Origin of the sequence: Salinispora cortesiana (assembly GCF_000484695.1) — a bacterium.
Classification (GTDB): domain Bacteria; phylum Actinomycetota; class Actinomycetes; order Mycobacteriales; family Micromonosporaceae; genus Micromonospora; species Micromonospora cortesiana.
Genome location: NZ_AXVR01000034.1, coordinates 1 through 17,555, shown reverse-complemented (window position 1 = coordinate 17,555; position 17,555 = coordinate 1). Strand labels below are relative to the sequence as shown.

General features: G+C 69.8%; 19 protein-coding genes, 2 pseudogenes and 1 riboswitch. Of the genes and pseudogenes, 16 read left to right on the top strand and 5 right to left on the bottom strand.

What is annotated here, in order from left to right; all coding sequences use genetic code 11:
• Nucleotides 1-32 precede the first annotated feature (32 nt).
• On the bottom strand, nt 33-269 hold the full coding sequence (locus K228_RS0115640) for a hypothetical protein (RefSeq protein ID WP_018215553.1): 237 nt from the start codon (nt 267-269) through the stop codon (nt 33-35).
• A gap of 217 nt (nt 270-486) precedes the next feature.
• Here K228_RS0115640 and K228_RS25685 point away from each other — a divergent pair.
• The 3 genes and pseudogenes from K228_RS25685 (at nt 487) to K228_RS0115625 (ending at nt 2,561) form a co-directional block, all read left to right on the top strand.
• A pseudogene (locus K228_RS25685) lies at nt 487-1,633 on the top strand (geranylgeranyl reductase family protein).
• Nucleotides 1,634-2,112: 479 nt separating this feature from the next.
• Nucleotides 2,113-2,310, top strand: a complete 198-nt coding sequence (locus K228_RS0115630) for a hypothetical protein (RefSeq protein WP_025619283.1) — start codon at nt 2,113-2,115, stop codon at nt 2,308-2,310.
• A 92-nt stretch (nt 2,311-2,402) separates the two neighbouring features.
• Complete coding sequence (locus tag K228_RS0115625; RefSeq protein ID WP_018219641.1) at nt 2,403-2,561, top strand: hypothetical protein; 159 nt, start codon at nt 2,403-2,405, stop codon at nt 2,559-2,561.
• A 4-nt stretch (nt 2,562-2,565) separates the two neighbouring features.
• Here K228_RS0115625 and K228_RS0115620 read toward each other — a convergent pair whose 3' ends face one another.
• Complete coding sequence (locus K228_RS0115620; RefSeq protein ID WP_025619282.1) at nt 2,566-3,216, bottom strand: hypothetical protein; 651 nt, start codon at nt 3,214-3,216, stop codon at nt 2,566-2,568.
• A gap of 120 nt (nt 3,217-3,336) precedes the next feature.
• Between K228_RS0115620 and K228_RS27260 the strand changes: the two genes are divergently transcribed.
• Nucleotides 3,337-3,531 (top strand): hypothetical protein, encoded by a 195-nt coding sequence (locus K228_RS27260; protein ID WP_080671614.1) that lies wholly within the window; start codon nt 3,337-3,339, stop codon nt 3,529-3,531.
• A gap of 51 nt (nt 3,532-3,582) precedes the next feature.
• Here the strand turns inward: K228_RS27260 and K228_RS0115615 are convergent, their stop codons facing one another.
• Together K228_RS0115615 and K228_RS0115610 are read right to left on the bottom strand one after the other, a co-directional pair.
• Nucleotides 3,583-4,050 (bottom strand): hypothetical protein, encoded by a 468-nt coding sequence (locus K228_RS0115615; protein WP_025619281.1) that lies wholly within the window; start codon nt 4,048-4,050, stop codon nt 3,583-3,585.
• Nucleotides 4,051-4,189: 139 nt separating this feature from the next.
• Complete coding sequence (locus tag K228_RS0115610; RefSeq protein ID WP_025619280.1) at nt 4,190-5,071, bottom strand: universal stress protein; 882 nt, start codon at nt 5,069-5,071, stop codon at nt 4,190-4,192.
• Between the two features lie 360 nt (nt 5,072-5,431).
• On the opposite strand from K228_RS0115610, the gene clsA reads away from it, so the two are divergent.
• The 11 genes and pseudogenes from clsA (at nt 5,432) to gcvP (ending at nt 15,517) form a co-directional block, all read left to right on the top strand.
• Nucleotides 5,432-6,040, top strand: a complete 609-nt coding sequence (clsA, locus tag K228_RS0115605) for a cardiolipin synthase ClsA (protein WP_025619279.1) — start codon at nt 5,432-5,434, stop codon at nt 6,038-6,040.
• Nucleotides 6,037-6,960 carry a DUF881 domain-containing protein gene (locus K228_RS0115600; protein WP_025619278.1) on the top strand — a complete coding sequence of 308 codons (924 nt, stop codon included), beginning with the start codon at nt 6,037-6,039 and terminating at the stop codon, nt 6,958-6,960. The genes clsA and K228_RS0115600 overlap by 4 nt, the downstream gene beginning before the upstream one ends.
• Nucleotides 6,957-7,289, top strand: a complete 333-nt coding sequence (locus K228_RS0115595) for a small basic family protein (protein WP_012013613.1) — start codon at nt 6,957-6,959, stop codon at nt 7,287-7,289. The genes K228_RS0115600 and K228_RS0115595 overlap by 4 nt, the downstream gene beginning before the upstream one ends.
• 10 nt (nt 7,290-7,299) lie before the next feature.
• Nucleotides 7,300-8,244, top strand: a complete 945-nt coding sequence (locus K228_RS0115590; protein ID WP_025619277.1) for a DUF881 domain-containing protein — start codon at nt 7,300-7,302, stop codon at nt 8,242-8,244.
• Nucleotides 8,245-8,306: 62 nt separating this feature from the next.
• Nucleotides 8,307-8,687: a glycine cleavage system protein GcvH gene (gene gcvH, locus K228_RS0115585; protein WP_025619276.1), complete on the top strand. Its 381-nt coding sequence runs from the start codon at nt 8,307-8,309 to the stop codon at nt 8,685-8,687.
• 216 nt (nt 8,688-8,903) lie between these two features.
• Complete coding sequence (odhI, locus tag K228_RS0115580; protein WP_012013610.1) at nt 8,904-9,356, top strand: oxoglutarate dehydrogenase inhibitor Odhl; 453 nt, start codon at nt 8,904-8,906, stop codon at nt 9,354-9,356.
• Nucleotides 9,357-9,406: 50 nt separating this feature from the next.
• On the top strand, nt 9,407-10,102 hold the full coding sequence (ftsR, locus tag K228_RS0115575; RefSeq protein WP_188116209.1) for a transcriptional regulator FtsR: 696 nt from the start codon (nt 9,407-9,409) through the stop codon (nt 10,100-10,102).
• Nucleotides 10,103-10,263: 161 nt separating this feature from the next.
• Nucleotides 10,264-10,728 (top strand): bifunctional nuclease family protein, encoded by a 465-nt coding sequence (locus K228_RS0115570; protein ID WP_018724884.1) that lies wholly within the window; start codon nt 10,264-10,266, stop codon nt 10,726-10,728.
• A gap of 206 nt (nt 10,729-10,934) precedes the next feature.
• Nucleotides 10,935-11,501: a MerR family transcriptional regulator gene (locus K228_RS0115565; RefSeq protein WP_025619274.1), complete on the top strand. Its 567-nt coding sequence runs from the start codon at nt 10,935-10,937 to the stop codon at nt 11,499-11,501.
• A gap of 40 nt (nt 11,502-11,541) precedes the next feature.
• A pseudogene (locus K228_RS25680) lies at nt 11,542-12,443 on the top strand (NAD-dependent protein deacetylase).
• Between the two features lie 86 nt (nt 12,444-12,529).
• Nucleotides 12,530-12,629, top strand: a riboswitch (glycine riboswitch).
• A 71-nt stretch (nt 12,630-12,700) separates the two neighbouring features.
• Nucleotides 12,701-15,517, top strand: coding sequence for an aminomethyl-transferring glycine dehydrogenase (gene gcvP / locus K228_RS0115555; RefSeq protein ID WP_025619273.1), 2,817 nt, complete (start codon nt 12,701-12,703; stop codon nt 15,515-15,517).
• A 123-nt stretch (nt 15,518-15,640) separates the two neighbouring features.
• Here gcvP and K228_RS27255 read toward each other — a convergent pair whose 3' ends face one another.
• Entirely contained in the window at nt 15,641-15,841 is a 201-nt protein-coding gene (locus K228_RS27255) for a DUF5999 family protein (protein WP_012013604.1), read from the bottom strand.
• 97 nt (nt 15,842-15,938) lie between these two features.
• Between K228_RS27255 and K228_RS0115545 the strand changes: the two genes are divergently transcribed.
• On the top strand, nt 15,939-17,165 hold the full coding sequence (locus K228_RS0115545; RefSeq protein WP_080671613.1) for a chorismate-binding protein: 1,227 nt from the start codon (nt 15,939-15,941) through the stop codon (nt 17,163-17,165).
• Nucleotides 17,166-17,555: the final 390 nt, after the last annotated feature.

Sequence of the window (17,555 nt, the reverse complement as noted above, 5' to 3'; positions counted from 1 at the left end):
CCGGCCTGAGCCTGAGCCTGGGTGTCGTGGCCTCACGTCAGCTGTTGGGCGCAGAACCGAGGGCCGAAGTCCAGGCCGGCCATCGGCGAGTCCTCGCGGTGCAGCAGGTTCTTCTCGGTGAGTTGGTGTAGGGGAGCGATCAGTTGCTCCTCGGTCAACCCGGTCTCCTCGGCGATCAGGTCCGGGTACGGCACCTGGCCGCGGGCCTCCAGGACCGCAACCGCGTCGTACACCCGTTCCTCGAGCTCCGACAGTTGCACCTGCCGCATGTCGTCCTCCTTCGGAAACCGCCGCGCGGGCGGTCGGCCTGGGCGGTGGATACCCGGCTGGCGACCGAAGATGCTCCCCCGATCGGGTATGTCGCCCTGGCCCGGCAGTGATTCGGGCGGTACCTGCGCCGAGCCTGGGTCGCCGGGTCGCGACGGTGCTGGGCAACCCACCCGCACCTCGGCCAAGAACGTTGACCTGGGCCCTAGGCTGGCAACGGTGACGGTCTGGGATCTTGCGGTGGTGGGTGCGGGCCCGGCTGGCCTCTCCGCCGCCTACGTCGCGGCACGGGCGGGTCTGGCGACCCTCGTGCTGGAGCGGGCTGTGCATCCGCGTTACAAGACCTGTGGTGGCGGCCTGATCGGCACCTCGATGGCCGCACTGGCGGACCGGATCGAGGTGCCTGCGCAGGATCGGCCGGAGCGGGTGACCTTCACCCTGGACGGGCGGCGGGCGTTCACCCGGCGGAGCGCGGCCGGTCCGCTGGTGACGATGGTGCGCCGGGACGAGTTTGATGACCGGCTACGGGCTGCCGCGGTCGCTGCCGGGGCCGAGCTGCGTCAGCGAGTCGCCGTCCGGGCGTTTGAGTCGGAGCCGGACCGGGTCCACCTGCGGCTGGCCGACGGGGCGACGGTGGCCGTGCGGGCGGTGATCGGCGCCGACGGGTCCTCGGGGGTGACCGCACGGCATGTGGGGGTGCGACATCGGCAGGTCGACCTGGGGCTGGAGCTGGAGCTGCCGGTGCCACCGGCACAACGGGCCCGCTGGCGGGGTCGGGTGCTGGTGGACTGGGGTCCGCTACCCGGCTCGTACGCCTGGGTGTTTCCGAAGGACGACCTGCTGACGGTGGGGGTGATCGCGGCGCGGGGGACAGGGGAGCAGACCCGGGCCTACCTGCGGTCGTTCGTGGACCGGCTGGGCCTGGCCGGGATCGAGCCGGCGCACGATTCCGGGCACCTGACCCGGTGTCGGCGGGAGGACTCGCCGCTGCGCCGAGGGCGGGTGCTGGTGGCGGGGGATGCGGCGGGGCTGCTGGAGCCATGGAGCCGGGAGGGGATCAGCTACGCCCTGCGTTCCGGCGCTGGCGGGTGCGGCGGTCGCCGCTGACGATCTGGGCCGGTACGAGTCGGCGGTTGCGGGGGAGCTGCTCCCGTCGATGCGGGCGGGCCAGCAGCTGCTGGAGACGTTCGCTCGCCGGCCGGGGCTGTTTCACGGGCTGTTGGCCACACCGCCGGGCTGGCGGACCTTTGTCGCCTTCTGCCAGGGGCGGGCTGGCTTCGACGACCTGCTCTCTCGGGTGCCGGTGCGGGTGGCACTGGGAGTGCTGGCGGGGCTGCCCCGGCGGAGAAGCGCCCACCCCCGCTGACGCTGTGGGTCTCCGTGTCGCGCGGACAGCAACTCCGCCTCCGCCACCCATCCAGGATCCTAGGATGCTCTCGCGGTGGTGCGGGGGATCACCGCACCTGTGGGGGAGCAGCCCAAACCTGCTGTTCGGTATCCCAACCAGCCGCGACTGAGTGCGCTGCCACCCCTGGTGCCGATACCAGGGGTGGCAGCGGTCACCGGCCCGATGGGAAGGGCCGGAGCGGGTACGCTGTTGACACGGGTGTCGGTGTGTCCAGTGTCCCCGGGCCTCACCAATAAGCCGTCGCGGAATACCGTTCGGCTGGAGCCGCCACGCGCCACGCGCCGAGAGGCGACCTGCACACCGGCACCCCACACCGCCCCCTGCGGCCCAGGCCGTGGGGGGCGGTGCTCTTCACGCCGAAGCCGAAGGCGGTGCTGGGCCGCGGGCAGGTCCCCGAGCTGCCCCCGCGTGCGGGACCAGCTCGGTAGCGTCTGAGTATGGACCCTTCAGCGATCTGGCGGGATCGGCAACACCGGTGGCGGATCGAGGCCTACCGCGCGCCCGATCTCCGGTTCGCGGTCTTTGCCACCAGCGGGACGACCGAGTCGGCGCCGCTGTGGCTGTTCGGAATGTCGGCGTTGGCGCGCTGGCTGATGAGCCACAAGATCTCGCTCGACGACCTGGAGGTCGACTGACCCCGTTTAGGGGAAAAAAGTAGTTTGCTGCCCTTCGCGGCTGGCGCTGGCTAGGGTCACCGAGTGTGAGGGACCGAGGAGTACGTACCGCTGTGGCGGTGCTGACCGGGCTGGCAGTGATCTACTTTGGCACGACTGGCCGGGACCAACCGGACGGTGAGGGCGTCACCAGCGGCCTGATCGCGCTGGCCGTGCTCGCGGCGCTGCTGGTGTGGTATCTCACCCGGCCTCGCGGCGACGCGACGAAGTGACTGGTCACCGGCGCGCCGCCCGCGTCACCGCACCAGCGGACTCCTCGCCGAGCGCGACCCGCACCAGGGCGGAGGCGAAGCGGCCGAACTCCGCCTCCGCCACTAGGCTGGCGAGCCGCCGCGGGGTCTGCGGCAGGCCCAACCTCTCCGCGCCGCTGAGGGTGCGCCGGTCGGCGAAGGGACGCAGGTCCGGCCAGACCGCCTGGGCCTCGCGGAGGAAGATGTCCGCACCGGCGGGCCCGATGCCCGGAAAAGCGGTGAGCAGGCGGCGTAGCTGCGCCGGTTGGCCCTGCGCGGTGCGGTGTAGCCGGCGCAGGTCGCCCTGCCAGCGGTCCAGGCAGAGTCGTGCGCCTGTGCCGAGCAGCGTGGCGGTCCGCTCGTCGTAGCGCCGATAGTGCCCGCGACCGAGCGCGTCAACCCGGTCCTGCCAGGTCGCCGCCTCCATCGCCGACGGGGTGCGGTAGCCGGCGGCGAAGAGCTCCCGGGCGGCGGCCACCGCGACGCCGGCTCGGATTCGTGCGCTCAGCAGGGTGGCGAGCACCAACAGCTGGTAGAGCGGGCCGGGCCGGTCGGCCAGCCGGATCCCGGCCTCCTCGGTGTAGGTCTGTCCTCGTCGTTCCAGCAACACCCGCGCCGTCTCCTGACTGTCTCCCACCGATGGGGTGTACCCGGCGTAGGCCGGGTTAGCCCGCTGCATGTCCGGTGACGTCGGTGGGTATCCGGGGGGTGGAGGCGGCCGCCGCGTACGCCGCCGCCCAGCGGGAAGGAGACAGCGGTGACGAACCCGCAGCAGCAGGAGGTCCGGCGCAGCGCCCGGGGCTCGAACGTGCAGGACACCAAGGGGCCCGGTCCGACGGGTCATCCACGTAACCGTGGCTCGTCGCAGGGCGACCGGGGGCGTCCGGTGCCCCGGGGCCAGGTCTCCGGCTATGGGCCCCCGGGCGAGCCGGTTGCCGAGGACGACAGCTGATCCGTGCCGCCCGCCCTGCGTCTGAAGGGCGGGCGGCACGGTGGCTACGTCTCAGGCGGGTGGCACCCGGAGTCGGTTCCAGGTCGCCGCGGCGACCAGGCCGTAAGCCAGGTGCGGGATGAGGTCGGACAGCCAGTCCCCACGGCTCCAGGTGCGTGGGTCGCTGACTCCGAAGACGGCGTACGAGCCGCCGGAGGCGGTCATCACCCCGCCGCCGAGCAGCCCACTGGCCGGGGCCGGCGGCATGGGCCGGCCCCGGGTCAGCAGGGCGAAGCCGACTCCGGCCGCGATCCCGATGCCGTATCCGAGCAGCGGGCCGAGCCCCGAGCGGCGGTTGGTCGCCTGGGGCTCGGGGCCGAGGTTGAGGTGGGCCACCTCGGCGACCCGACCGGCACTGCGTTCTGGGGTGCTACTCGCCGGCCGGGCTCGCAGCGTCATGTCCAGATAGGTGACGGCGTTGAGGGCGGTGGTGCCGGCCGCGCCGGCGATCGCTCCGTCGACCAGGGCTCCGGCTCTCATATCGGCTCGCCGCCGTGCTGGTCGTACCCGTCGTTGCCGGGTCGTGGTGCGGGCATCTGGGTGCCTCCTCGGTCGTGCTCACCAGTGTTGTCCGCCGGGCGTCTACCCGTCCGGGTGATGACCAACCGCGCCGAGCGGATCAGCCGGGAGCGCGGACAACCGCGACGGGGCAGTCGGCGTGGTGCAGTGCGGACTGGCTGACCGAGCCCAGCAGCAGGCCGGTGAACGCGCCGTGTCCGTGCCCGCCGACCACCAGTAGCTGGGCCTGCTGAGACGCTTCGGTGAGGATCGGTGCGGGTCGGCCGCGGACGATTCGTTGGCGGACGGTCAGATCCGGCCACCTCTCGGCCAGCCCGGCGACGGATTCGGCGAGTAGCTGGCGTTCCTCGTGGCGTAGCTTCTCCTCGTCGTAGACGAGAGGCTGCATGTCGCCGGGTTTGCTGGCGACCGGGTGCAGGTAGGCGTGTATCGCGACGAGGTCGCTGCCGCGCAGCGACGCCTGCTCGGCGGCGAATTCGACGGCGGGAACGGATACCGCGGATCCGTCCACCCCGACGATCACCGGCCCTTCGGTGCGGTCCATGCCGCGCACGACCAGGACCGGGCAGTCGGCGTGGGTGGCGACCTGTATCGCGACCGAGCCGACAACCAGGGCCGCGAAGCCGCCCATACCGCGGTCACCCAACACGATCAGCACGGCGTTCGGTGCCTCACCGACCAGCACGGCGGCGGCCTCGCCGTCGATGATCTCACCGGAGACGCGGAGTCCGGGCGCGGCCGCTTCGGCTTCGGCGACCGCGTCGGCGACGAGCTGCTCCGCTTGATGGCGGAGGCCCGATCCGGGCGGTCCGCCGGGTGGCGCTCCCACCGGCACGTGGAGGAGTGGCCAGATGAAGCCGTGGACGATCCGCAGCGTTCGGTTGCGGCGGGCGGCCTCGGCGGCCGCGAGGCGTACGGCCCGTCGCGCCTGCTCCGATTCGTCCACGCCGACCACCACCGCGGCGCCGTTCGACGAGTTCACCCCCTTCACCCCCCGCGGTCAGTATCGCGGCCGTGGGGTGGCCGGGAGCCGTAACCGGTGGGTTGGCCCCAGCTGGGGCTGCAACCCGGGGACACCGGTCCCGAATAAACCCTAGTATCCTAGGCTGCTGTGCGTCGTGTGTGCCACCACACACCCGGACACCACACATATCCGCCCTGACTCAGCACATCGATGCCGTGACAGGGCGGATATAGTGGCAGCGCAGCTGGGTCGGCCCACGATCATCTGGAATCGCGGGCCGGGTCCAACGGGTCGGTCCCGCGCTGGGGTCACAGTGCTGGTGCCTGCCGACCTGGCAGATGTGGGTCGGGCGCCGAGGCGCACAGTGGAGGAGGTTCGGTGTCGCAGCGGCCGGCTTGGGTTGACACTCCGCGGGCCTCCGGCCACCCCACCGACCGGGTCTTCACACTGCCGAACCTGATCAGCTTCGTCCGGCTCCTCGGTGTTCCGGTCTTCCTCTACCTACTCCTGGTGGCCCGCGCCGATGTCGCCGCGATCGTGGTGTTGGCGGTCGGCGGCACCACCGACTGGGTGGACGGCTGGGTCGCCCGGCGACTGCGGCAGGTGAGTCGGCTGGGCGAGCTACTCGATCCGTTCGTGGACCGCCTCTACATCCTGGCCACGCTGGTCGCGTTTACCATCCGTGAGGTGGTGCCGTGGCAGTTCACGGTGGCGCTGCTCGCCCGTGAGGTGCTGCTGTTGGGTTCCCTTGGCACGCTACGTCGGTACGGATACGGGCCGCCGCCGGTGCACTATGTGGGCAAGACGGCGACGTTCTTGTTGTTGGCCGCGTTCCCAGTCCTGTTGCTGGCGAAGGCGGCGCCGGCAACAGTCATCAGCGCGGCTGGTTGGAGTCTGGCCTGGTGGGGCCTGACCTTGTACTGGGTCGCTGGCGCGATGTATGTGGTGCAGGCCGGGCGGCTGGTGCGGGCGGCGAGGGCACGATGACCGACTCACAGCTTCGATCGGAGAGCCGGGAGCCGACCGGCCGGACGTACGCGCCGGACTTCCTCACTGAATTGTTCCGCAATCCGCTCGATCCGGGGTACGCCGACGCGGCGGCCCGCCAGCGGCAGGGAGCTGCGGTGAGGTGGCGCCGGTCGGTCCGGGCCGTGAGCCTCGTCGTCCTCGTGGCGCTCGGGTTCTTGTTCGCGGTGGCGTACCGCCAGACGGTGGCGGCGGCACCGGGGCGCCAGCAGGCCCGGGAAGGTCTGGTGGCGCAGATCGAGCAGCGGGAGGGCGAGACCGACCAGCTGTCGGAGCGGGCCGACGAGTTGCGGGCGGAGGTGGCCCGGCAGCGGGCTGCTGCGCTGGGCACGGAGGCGGCGCAGCTGCACGAGCTGGAGGCGGGCACCGGTTTGGGCCGGGTGAGTGGGGACGGTGTGGTGGTGCGGTTGGCCGACGCTCCGCCGGACGAGCAGCTGGTTCCGGATCCGGTTTCGGGGCCGTCGCGGGTGATTTACATCGACCTCCAGGGGGTCGCAAACGGTCTGTGGGCGTCGGGGGCGGAGGCGATCTCGATCAATGGTCAGCGGTTGACGGCAACGTCCACGATTCGGTCGGCAGGGCAGGCGATTCTGGTTGATTTTCGGCCGGTGACGGGGCCCTACGAGGTGTCGGCGATCGGCCCGGACGAGTTGCGGGAGCGGTTTGCGCAGACCCGGATTGCGGCGACGATGCAGCAGGTCGCGGCGGATACCGGGTTGGCGTTCGAGGTGCGGGACGCTGATGACCTGACGCTGCCCGCCGCGCCGGATCCGCGGCTACAGTACGCGCAGCCACCGGCGAGTCCGACGTCGTCGGGCCAGTCGGTCAGTCCCGGGACGTCTGGTTCGCCGACGGCTCCCGATTTCGGAGGTGGTCGATGATTGCGGCGTTGGCGTTGCTTGCGGGCGTGCTGCTCGGATTGTGGCTCGATCCAACGGTGCCGGGGGCGTTGCAGCCGTATCTGCCGATCGCCGTGGTGGCGGCGTTGGACGCGGTGTTCGGCGGGGTGCGGGCGAAGCTGGACCGGATCTTCGATGACAAGCAGTTCGTGGTGTCATTCATCTCCAACGTGTTGGTGGCTGCTCTGATCGTGTACGTGGGGGACCAGTTGGGGGTGGGTAGCCAGCTCTCCACGGGTGTGGTGGTGGTGTTGGGGGTTCGAATCTTCGGGAATGTGGCGGCGATCCGCCGGCACCTGTTCCGGGCGTAGGTTTGTCGTGATGAGGGGTGACGAGCACACCGAGACGGGGACGGGCTGGCCGGAGCAGCCAGGTCCGCTGCCTGCGACGGGCCCGGCAGGGGAGCCGGACCCGCGCCCGGATGCGCCGGATCCGGACGAGTTGAGTCCGCTGGCGCCGGAGGTGGAGGTGGATCCGGAGCCGCCGCCGGCCACGGCGGGTGAGTCGAGGCTGGACCGCACGGCAGGGCGTCAGTTCACCTCCGCCCTGGCTCTGTTCGGGGGGTGGCGGCGGACGAGCCCGGCCACCGTGATGATCTTCGTGTTGCTGGCGTTGCTGGGGTTCACGCTGGTGGAGCAGTTGCGGACGACATCAACGGACCCGACTACCTCGGCGGCGCGGCAGGAGGACCTGGTGCGGATTCTCTATGACTTGAATGCTCGGGAGGACCGGCTGCGGCAGGACATCGCGGCGTTGGAGGACAGCCTGCGGCAGCTGCAGTCGGGGGAGCAGGGCCGGCAGGCCGCGTTGGAGGAGGCGGCGCGGCGGGCGGACGAGTTGGGGGTCCTGGCGGGGACGTTGCCGGCGCAGGGGCCGGGCTTGGTGGTGCGGTTTGAGTCCGGTGGTGCGGCGGCGATTTCGGCGATGCGGGTGTTGGACGCGGTGCAGGAGTTGCGGGGTGCGGGTGCGGAGGCGATGCAGATCTCCGGTGGGGACGGAGTGACGGTGCGGATCATCGCCTCGACGTATTTCCTGGATGGGGAGAATGGTTCCCTGTTCGTGGATGGGCGGTTGTTGACGGGGCCGTACACGATCACGGTGATCGGGGATCCGGCGACGATGCGTACGGCGTTGAACATTCCTGGCGGGGTGGTGGCGACGGTCGACGGTGACGGCGGTACGGTGATCGTCGAGGATCGTGAGGTGGCCGAGGTTTCGGCGCTGCACGCCCCGATCGAGCTGGAACACGCCCGTCCGATCACGTGACTGGTGGCGCGGCTGCGCCGTCACGTGGGGGTTGGCGCACGATGGGATGAAGGACGCAGCTGGTGATTCCTGAGGATCTACGGTATACCGCCGAGCACGAGTGGGTTGCGGGTGGTGGCGACGGCGTGGTGCGGGTTGGTATCACGCACTTCGCGCAGGACGCGCTGGGTGACATCGTCTTCGTTCAACTGCCCGAGGTCGGGTCGGCGGTGTCTCCCGGCGATTCGGTGGGTGAGATCGAGTCGACGAAGAGTGTGTCGGAGATCTACGCCCCGGTCACCGGGACGGTGTCGGCGTGCAATGAGGCACTGGGCGACACTCCCGAGTTGATCAATAGTGATCCGTATGCTGCGGGTTGGCTGTTTGAGGTCACCGTGGCTGATCAGGGCGGGCTGGACAGCCTGCTGTCGGCGGGTGCGTATCGCGAGCTCACCGAGGGCTGAGTGGTGCCCTCCTGCCGGCACGGGGGTTGGTTCCGCGCGTCCGGTTGCCCTGCTTTTCGGCGCTGGCTAGGCTCGCCCAGTCGACCGAGAATCCGATAGTTGAGCGTTGTGTAGTTGCCTTCCTGGCACGGGGAGCCAGCCGCCGGGTGCGAGATTGCCCGGCGGCCAGACCCGCTCTTACCCGACGCTGACCGAATAGATCCGTGAGGTGGTCCCATGACGCGCCCAGACGACGAGTTTCCCCCACTCGACGTCACTTCGACGCTCAATCTCGGCTCGCTCGAAGAGGCCCTGGAGGGGCCGGATACCGATGTGATGCCGAATCGGATGTCCGGTTCGTTGCCGCCGGGGATGGCTCTGCTGGTAGTACGGCGGGGGCCGAATGCGGGTGCCCGGTTCTTGCTGGACCACGATGTGACGACCAGTGGGCGGCATCCGGACAGTGACATTTTCCTGGACGACGTGACGGTGTCGCGGCGGCACGCGGAGTTTCACCGGGATGGTGGGACGTTCACGGTGCGGGATGTGGGGAGCCTGAATGGGACGTATGTGAACCGGGAGCGGGTCGAGGCGGCCACGTTGAGCAACGGTGATGAGGTGCAGATCGGCAAGTTCCGGGTGGTGTTCCTTGCCGGTCCGCGGCCCGAGGAGGGGGCCGGCCGGGGGTGAGTGAGCCTGCGGCGTCTGCTGCGCCGGGGTCTTCCCGTCCGCAGCCGTTGATGAGCATCGGTGAGGTGCTGGCCCAGTTGCGGGTGGACTTTCCGGATGCCACGTTGTCGAAGTTGCGGTTCCTCGAGGCTGAAGGCTTGGTGGAGCCGCAGCGGACGGCGGCTGGGTACCGGAAGTACAGCTGGGATGATGTGGCGCGGTTGCGGTTCGTATTGACCGCGCAGCGGGATCAGTACCTGCCGCTGCGGGTGATCCGTGAGCAGCTCGCGGTCTGGGATGCGACGGGTGAGCAGCCGGGTCGTTCTCGGCCGGCGTTGGTGGCGGTGGGCTCGGGTGGGGAGGTGCCCGGGCAGTCGGCGGAGGCCGAGTCGTCGCGGATGCGGTTGGATCGGGCCGAGTTGATTGACCGCAGCGGTGTTGATGAGTCGACGCTGGTGGAGCTGGAGCGGCTTGGTGTGGTGGTGACGGATCCGCCGGGCTGGTATGACGGGGATGCGTTGATCATCGCGCAGGCGGTGGCGGGTCTGGCGGCGTATGGGTTGGAGCCGCGGCATCTGCGGGGGTATCGGTTGGCGGCGGACCGTGAGGTGGGGTTGTTTGCCCAGTTGGTGACGCCGTTGGCGCGGCAGAGTGATCTGGCGGCGCGGGCGCGGGCAGCGGAGACGGCGCGGGAGTTGGTGGCGTTGTCGCAGCGGTTGCACGCGGCGTTGGTGCGGGTGGGGTTGCGTTCGACGTTGGGACGGTGAGGTGGGTGTGTGCGGAAAGATCTGTTCGGTGATGCGTGCCGTAGGCTTGCCGGGGTAACCCCTTTGCGACGCGTGCCGCGCGTGGGACGGCCGGGTCGCGGTCCGTGTACGGTGCAGAAGGGGTGCGGTGCGGCGTAGGTGACAACGACACGGAGGCGGCGGTGCGCGAGCTGAGTGTGGTCGGGGTTCGGGTGGAGCTGCCGGGCAACCAGCCGATCGTCCTGCTTCGGGAGGTCGAGGGGGACCGTTATCTGCCGATTTGGATCGGCGCGGTCGAGGCGACGGCGATCGCCTACGAGCAGCAGGGGGTCAAGCCGACGCGGCCGTTGACGCATGATCTTCTTCGGGATGTGTTGGCGGCGTTGGAAGCACCGTTGCAGGCGGTGGAGATCACCGAGTTGAAGGAGAATGTCTTCTTCGCTGATCTGTTGCTCGGTGACGGGGTGCGGGTGTCGGCGCGGCCGAGTGATTCCATTGCGTTGGCGTTGCGGGTGGGGGCGCCGATTCGGTGTGCCGACGAGGTTCTCAGTGAGGCCGGGATTGTGATTCCGGACGAGCAGGAGGACGAGGTGGAGAAGTTCCGGGAGTTCCTGGACCAGGTGAGTCCAGAGGACTTTGCCGGCTGACTTGGCTGGCCGGTTGATCCGATGGTTATGGGCTGGTTGCGCTGTCGTCACGGTTGGTGACGGTTCTTTGGGCGTGTTGTGGGCACGGCGTGTCGTGTTGTTGTTGCCTGGCAACTGTCGGGTACGGCGTTAGGGTGACCGTATCGAGGGGTGCTCGTCTCGACGTGGACGTGGATGGGGCACCGCACGGCGGGGAGGTTATCCGGATGCAGGAGCCGTGGGATTCCGATTCGGGCTCGGGGCCGGGTGTGCCGGCGATCGATGGTGACGGCGAGGTCGGCTACCGGGGCGTGACGGCCTGCCATGCGGTGGGTATCAGTTACCGGCAGTTGGACTACTGGGCGCGGACTGGTCTGGTCGTGCCGGGAGTGCGGGACGCGTCGGGTTCGGGAACGCAGCGGTTGTACTCGTTCCGGGACCTAGTGGTGTTGAAGGTGGTCAAGCGGCTGCTGGACGCTGGGGTGTCGTTGCAGAACATCCGGAAGGCGATTGAGGCGTTGCGGTCGCGGGGGGTGGCGGACCTGGCGGGCATCACGTTGATCTCCGACGGGACGACGGTGTATGAGTGCCGGTCGCCGGAGGAGGTGGTTGACCTGCTGCAGGGTGGCCAGGGGGTGTTTGGGATCGCGATTGGTGGGGCGTTCAAGGAGATTCAGGGGTCGTTGTCGCATCTGCCGGCGGAGTCGGTGGCACCGCAGCCGGCACCACCGGCTGCGGTGAAGGTGGTGGGGGATGAGTTGGCGGCGCGGCGGGCGCGGCGGCGGGTGAGTTGAGCGGCGACGGGAGTGGGCAGGTGGCCGTGGACGCGGCAGCATGGTTCTGGTGAGCGAACAGGTTGATGTGCTGGCGGGGTTGGTCTCGGCTGGTGGGGTGGTGGTGCTCAGCGGTGCTGGGCTGTCTACCGAGTCGGGGATCCCGGACTATCGGGGGCCCAGTGGTGCGGCCCGGCGCCACTCTCCGATGACGTATCAGGTGTTCACGCGGGATCCGTTGGCGCGGCGGCGGTACTGGGCGCGTAGTCACCTGGGGTGGCGCACGATTGCCCGGGCGGTCCCCAATGCCGGGCATCGGGCGGTGGCTCGTTTGCAGCAGGCCGGCGTGGTGGACGGGGTTGTTATGCAGAACGTGGACGGGTTGCACACGGCGGCGGGTAGTAGCGGGGTGGTGGAGCTGCACGGGCGCCTGGACGAGGTGGTGTGCCTAGCGTGTGGGGTTGGGGTGTCGCGGTGGGAGCTGCATCAGCGGTTGGCGGAGGCGAACCCGGGGTTTGCGGCGTGGGTGTCGGCGGTTAATCCGGACGGTGACGTGGATCTCGATGATTCGGCGGTGGCGGACTTCCGTACGGCCGATTGCGCCCAGTGCGGCACGGAACGCTGAAACCGGACGTGGTGTTCTTCGGTGAGTCGGTGCCGGCGGCGCGGGTGGCCCGGTGTTTCACCATGGTGGAGTCCGCGCGGCTGCTTTTGGTGCTTGGTTCGTCGTTGACGGTTATGTCCGGGCGGCGGTTTGTGGTGCGGGCGGCGAGTTTGGGTATTCCGGTGGCGATCGTCAACCAGGGTGCGACTCGCGGCGATGCGTATGCGGCGGTGACCGTGGATGCTCCGCTGGGTCGGGTGTTGTCGGTGTTGGCCGATCGGTTGAATGCTGCCCCAGACGGCGCGGGTCAGTTTGGTGCCGTCGCAGACAGCGCGGGGGGACCGGTGGTGGTGGGCTGACCGTGGCGGGCTGGTGTGCGGTCGGTAATGGCCCGGGTGGGGACGCCCGGGTGGGGATGGCCGCTGGTAGCGTTGGTCGTGCCGGTCGCACCCGTGTGGGAGAGACCGCCCGGAAACCACCCGGTGCGGCGCCGAAGGGGCAAATCCTCCCCGGAACCTCTCAGGCAAAAGGACCTCACGGGTAGGCACTGTGGAGCGTCTGCGGGCGCGACAGAGGGGGAGGCCGACCTGTCGACCTCATCCCCGGGGAGCACCCCATGTCCCTTGAGCAGTTCGCCGCCCGTCATATCGGTCCGGATCCGCAGGACGAACGCCGGATGTTGGAGGTCGTCGGCTACGGCTCTGTCGACGAGCTGATGGATGCGGCGATTCCGGAGGCGATTCGTTGGTCGGGCACCCTGGACCTGCCGGCGCCGGCCGGTGAGTCGGAGGCGTTGGCGCAGCTGCGGGCGCTGGCTGAGCGCAACACCGCTGCGGTGTCGATGATCGGTCTGGGCTACTACGACACGCACACTCCGGCGGTGATCCGGCGCAACGTGTTGGAGAATCCCGGCTGGTACACCGCGTACACGCCGTACCAGCCGGAGATCAGCCAGGGTCGGCTGGAGGCGTTGCTGAACTTCCAGACCATGGTTACCGATCTGACCGGATTGGCGACCGCGAACGCGTCGATGCTTGATGAGGGCACCGCGGCTGCCGAGGCGATGACGTTGGCGCGGCGGGTGAGCCGCAGCCGGAGCCAGGTGTACGTGGTGGATGCGGACACGTTGCCGCAGACGGTGGCGGTGATCGCGGGCCGGGCCGAGCCGCTCGGTATCGACGTGCAGGTGGTTGATCTTGATGGTGCGGAGCTGCCGGCGGAGTTCTTCGGCCTGCACGTGCAGTATCCGGGGGCGTCCGGGGCGGTGCGGGATCACGCCGCGGTGGTCGACGCCGCGCACGCCGCGGGCGCGTTGGTGACCGTGGCCGCCGACCTGTTGGCGTTGACGCTGCTGCGTCCGCCGGGGGAGATCGGTGTTGACATCGCTGTCGGCACGACCCAGCGGTTCGGGGTGCCGATGGGCTTCGGTGGCCCGCACGCTGGCTACCTGGCGGTCCGCGCGGGCCTGCAGCGGATGCTGCCGGGCCGGTTGGTCGGTGTGTCGCGGGATGCGGGCGGGGAGTCGGCGTACCGGTTGGCGCTGCAGACTCGGGAGCAGCACATCCGTCGGGAGAAGGCGACGAGCAACATCTGCACCGCGCAGGTACTGCTCGCGGTGATGGCCGGAATGTACGCGGTCTACCACGGTCCGGACGGGTTGCGTGCGATTGGGGCGCGGACCCATGCGATGGCGGCGCGGTTGGCGGCCGGGTTACGCGCGGGTGGGGTGGATGTTGCGGATGTTCTGTTCTTCGACACTGTCTCGGCGGTGGTGCCGGGTCGGGCGGCCGAGGTGGTGCAGGCGGCCGCGCAGCGGGGGGTGAATCTGCGGCTGGTGGACGCCGACCGGGTGGGTGTTTCGTGTGACGAGACCACGACGGAGGTGCATCTCGCGGCGGTGTGGGCGGCGTTCGGAGTGCCGGAGTTCACTGGTGCGGTGGATACCGCGTTGCCGGCGGTGCTGGCCCGTACGTCGGATTTCCTTACCCACCCGGTGTTCAGCGCGCATCGGTCGGAGACGGCGATGCTGCGGTACCTGCGTCGGTTGGCGGACCTCGACTATGCCTTGGATCGGGGCATGATCCCATTGGGGTCGTGCACGATGAAGCTGAACGCGACCACCGAGATGGAGCCGGTCAGCTGGGCGCAGTTCGCGCAGGTGCATCCGATGGCGCCCGAGTCGCAGACCGCCGGTTACCGGGAGCTGATCGCCCAGTTGGAGGGCTGGTTGGCGGAGGTGACCGGGTACGACGCGGTCAGTGTGCAGCCCAACGCTGGTTCGCAGGGGGAGTTGGCGGGGCTGCTGGCCATCCGCGCGTATCACCGGTCGCGGGATGCGGGGCACCGGAACGTGTGCCTGATTCCGTCGTCGGCGCACGGCACGAACGCCGCGTCGGCGGTGATGGCGGGGATGCGGGTGGTGGTGGTCGGCTGCGACGCCGACGGCAACATCGACCTGATCGACCTCGACACCAAGATCGATGCGCATCGGGAGACGCTCGCCGCGATCATGGTGACGTATCCGTCGACGCACGGAGTGTATGAGACGGGTATCGCTCAGGTGTGCGCGAAGGTGCACGACGCGGGTGGTCAGGTGTATGTCGACGGGGCGAACCTCAACGCCCTGGTCGGGTTCGCCAAGCCGGGACGGTTCGGCGCGGACGTGTCGCACCTGAATCTGCACAAGACGTTCTGTATCCCGCATGGTGGTGGCGGGCCGGGCGTGGGGCCGGTGGCGGTGCGCTCGCATCTGGCGCCGTTCCTGCCCGGGGACCCGCTCGCGGGGGACTCGCCTCGGCCGGCGGTGTCGGCGGCCCGATACGGGTCGGCCGGGATCCTGCCGATTCCGTGGATGTATCTGCGGATGATGGGCGCGGCTGGGCTGACCCGGGCCACGGCAGTGGCCGTGCTGGCGGCCAACTATGTGGCGGCGCGGCTGCGGAGCGCCTTCCCGGTGCTGTACGCGGGTAACAAGGGTCTGGTCGCGCACGAGTGCATTCTGGACCTGCGGCCGTTGACAAAAGCGACGGGCGTCAGCGTCGATGACGTGGCCAAGCGTCTGATCGACTACGGTTTCCACGCGCCGACGATGTCGTTCCCGGTGGCGGGGACGTTGATGGTGGAGCCGACGGAGAGTGAGGATCTCACCGAGTTGGATCGGTTCTGCGATGCGCTGATCGCGATCCGAGCCGAGATCGACAAGGTGGGGTCGGGGGAGTGGCCGGCGGAGGATAACCCGTTGGTGAACGCCCCGCACACGGCGGCGATGGTCTCGGCTGACCAGTGGTCGCATCCGTATCCGCGGTCGGTCGGGGCCTACCCGGCGGGGAGTCGGCTGGGGAAGTACTGGCCGCCGGTGCGGCGGGTCGACGGCGCGTACGGCGACCGGAACCTGGTGTGTTCCTGTCCCGCGCCGCAGGCGTTTGAGGAGTGAAGGACGGCCGACGGGCCGGGCGGGGTTGTCCGCCCGGCCGGTTGGTGTCGACTCCCAGGTCGGTGGCCTGTTCGGGCGGCTAGCCTGGGGGCCACGAAACCAGATGATTACTGTGAGTTGTCGTCAGGCGACGAGGGCGTGGCGGGCTGGGCCGCGATGCGGGGCGATGCTGCGTCCGTCGGGGAGTATCTCGCCGGTGTCCTCAAAACTGATGACCCCGTTGCAGAGCAAGCTCCAGCCCTGTTCAGGGAAGCAAGCAATGACTTTGGCGGCGTCCCGGTCGGTGGCGTCGGCAGAGGGGCAGGTGGGTTGGTGCTGGCACATCGGGGTTCTCCGGAGGGTGGGGGAACTGTGTCATGGTTCACATGGCCAGTGACGCACAGTACCAAGTTCAAGTGACCAGCATCGAGCGGGTGTGCGCGTGCCGCGTGGAAAATCCACTGAACGGTTGAGACGGAATGGACCGGACAGCGTGGAAACGCTTCCAGTGGAGGTGACGGTGGCGCCGCCGGCGGCGCCGGCCTGCCGGCGCACCCACGTCGAACGCGCCCGCTGGGAGTGGCGCGTCGGCGACGGCGGTGACCCGGTGGCGCTCGTCCAGGAGTTCCTGGCCGCCCACGGTCTCGCCCTGGGCGACCTCGCTCGGCCGGCGGAACGCACCCCGGAGCGGGTGTGCGGGGCTGCCCTCTACGTCTCGGCCGCGGCCGGCGCGCTGGGGGTCGGCCGTGGCCCTGGCCCCGCCACACCGGCCCCCGCGCTGCCCGACGTGGCTGTCGTCGTCTACGGCCACGCTGCCACGTCCCGTAGCCGTCCGGCCCGCCGCCGGCCGTCGGCCTGGTGGCTCGGCGCCTGGGCGGAGAGTTGGACCCCACAGCAGCACGCCGACGCGGTGCGTGCCGTCCGGGCGGCAATCGGCCGTGGGGATGTCTACCAGGCCAACCTTGTGGGGCATGCCGCCGCCCGCTACGCCGGTGATCCGCTGCCCGCCCTGGCCCGCCTCGGTGCGCTGCCGGGTGCCCGGTACGCGGGCGTACTCACCGGCGCCGGGTGGGCGATTGGCTGTGCCTCCCCGGAGACCCTCGTGGAGGTCACGGCCGGGCGGATGATCACCCGGCCGATCAAGGGCACCCGCCCGGCCACCGCCGCCGGCCGGGCCGCGCTGTTGTCCAGCGCGAAGGAGCGCGCAGAACATGTCATGATCGTCGACCTGCAGCGCAATGATCTGGCTCGGCTCGCCCGCACCGGCACCGTCGCGGTTGACGAGCTGTTCGCCGTACGCCGGTGGTGCGACCTGTGGCAGGCGGAGTCGACCGTCTCCGCGGCGGTCGCCGAGGGGGTCAGCCTGGCGGACCTGCTTCGTGCCGTCTGCCCTGGCGGATCGGTCACCGGGGCCCCAAAGCTCGCCGCCCTGGACCACATCGCCGCTGCGGAGCCGGTCGGTCGGGGGGCCAGCATGGGCGCGCTGGGGTGGGTCACCTCCGGCCGGGTCGACCTTGGTTTGACCATCCGCACCGCCGCGGCTGACGCCGATCATCTGCACGTGTGGGCCGGTGGTGGGATCACCTGGGGCAGCGATCCGGAGGCTGAGGTCGCGGAGGCGGCGGCGAAGTCGGCCCCGGTCCGCGCCGCGTTGGCCGCCGGCCCCTGACGACCCACCCGACCGGCAGGGGCAAATTCCATCGATTGACTTGCTTACGCCGGGGGTTCGTACACATGTCCTATCCACAGGTTGTGGACCGGGCATTGGTGGGCCCGAGGCCAGTGGCCGTGGCCATGCCCTCCCCACGCAGATAGCCCCAGACATGGCTGTTGGCCGGCGCCCGGTTTCGGGTGCCGGCCGACAGTTTCTTTCCCCCTTGTGTGGGTTGGGTCTGTGGGTGGGGGTTTGTTGGTGGCTGCTGCGGTGGGTGGGTCAGCTGGTCCAGTGCTCGGCGACGAGGTCGGCGGCCTGGGTCTCCCACTGGGCGTAGTGGAACGGGTACGCCGACACCTGCACCGTCTGCGCGGCCTCGGTCAACGGCATGTCCTGCCAGCCCTC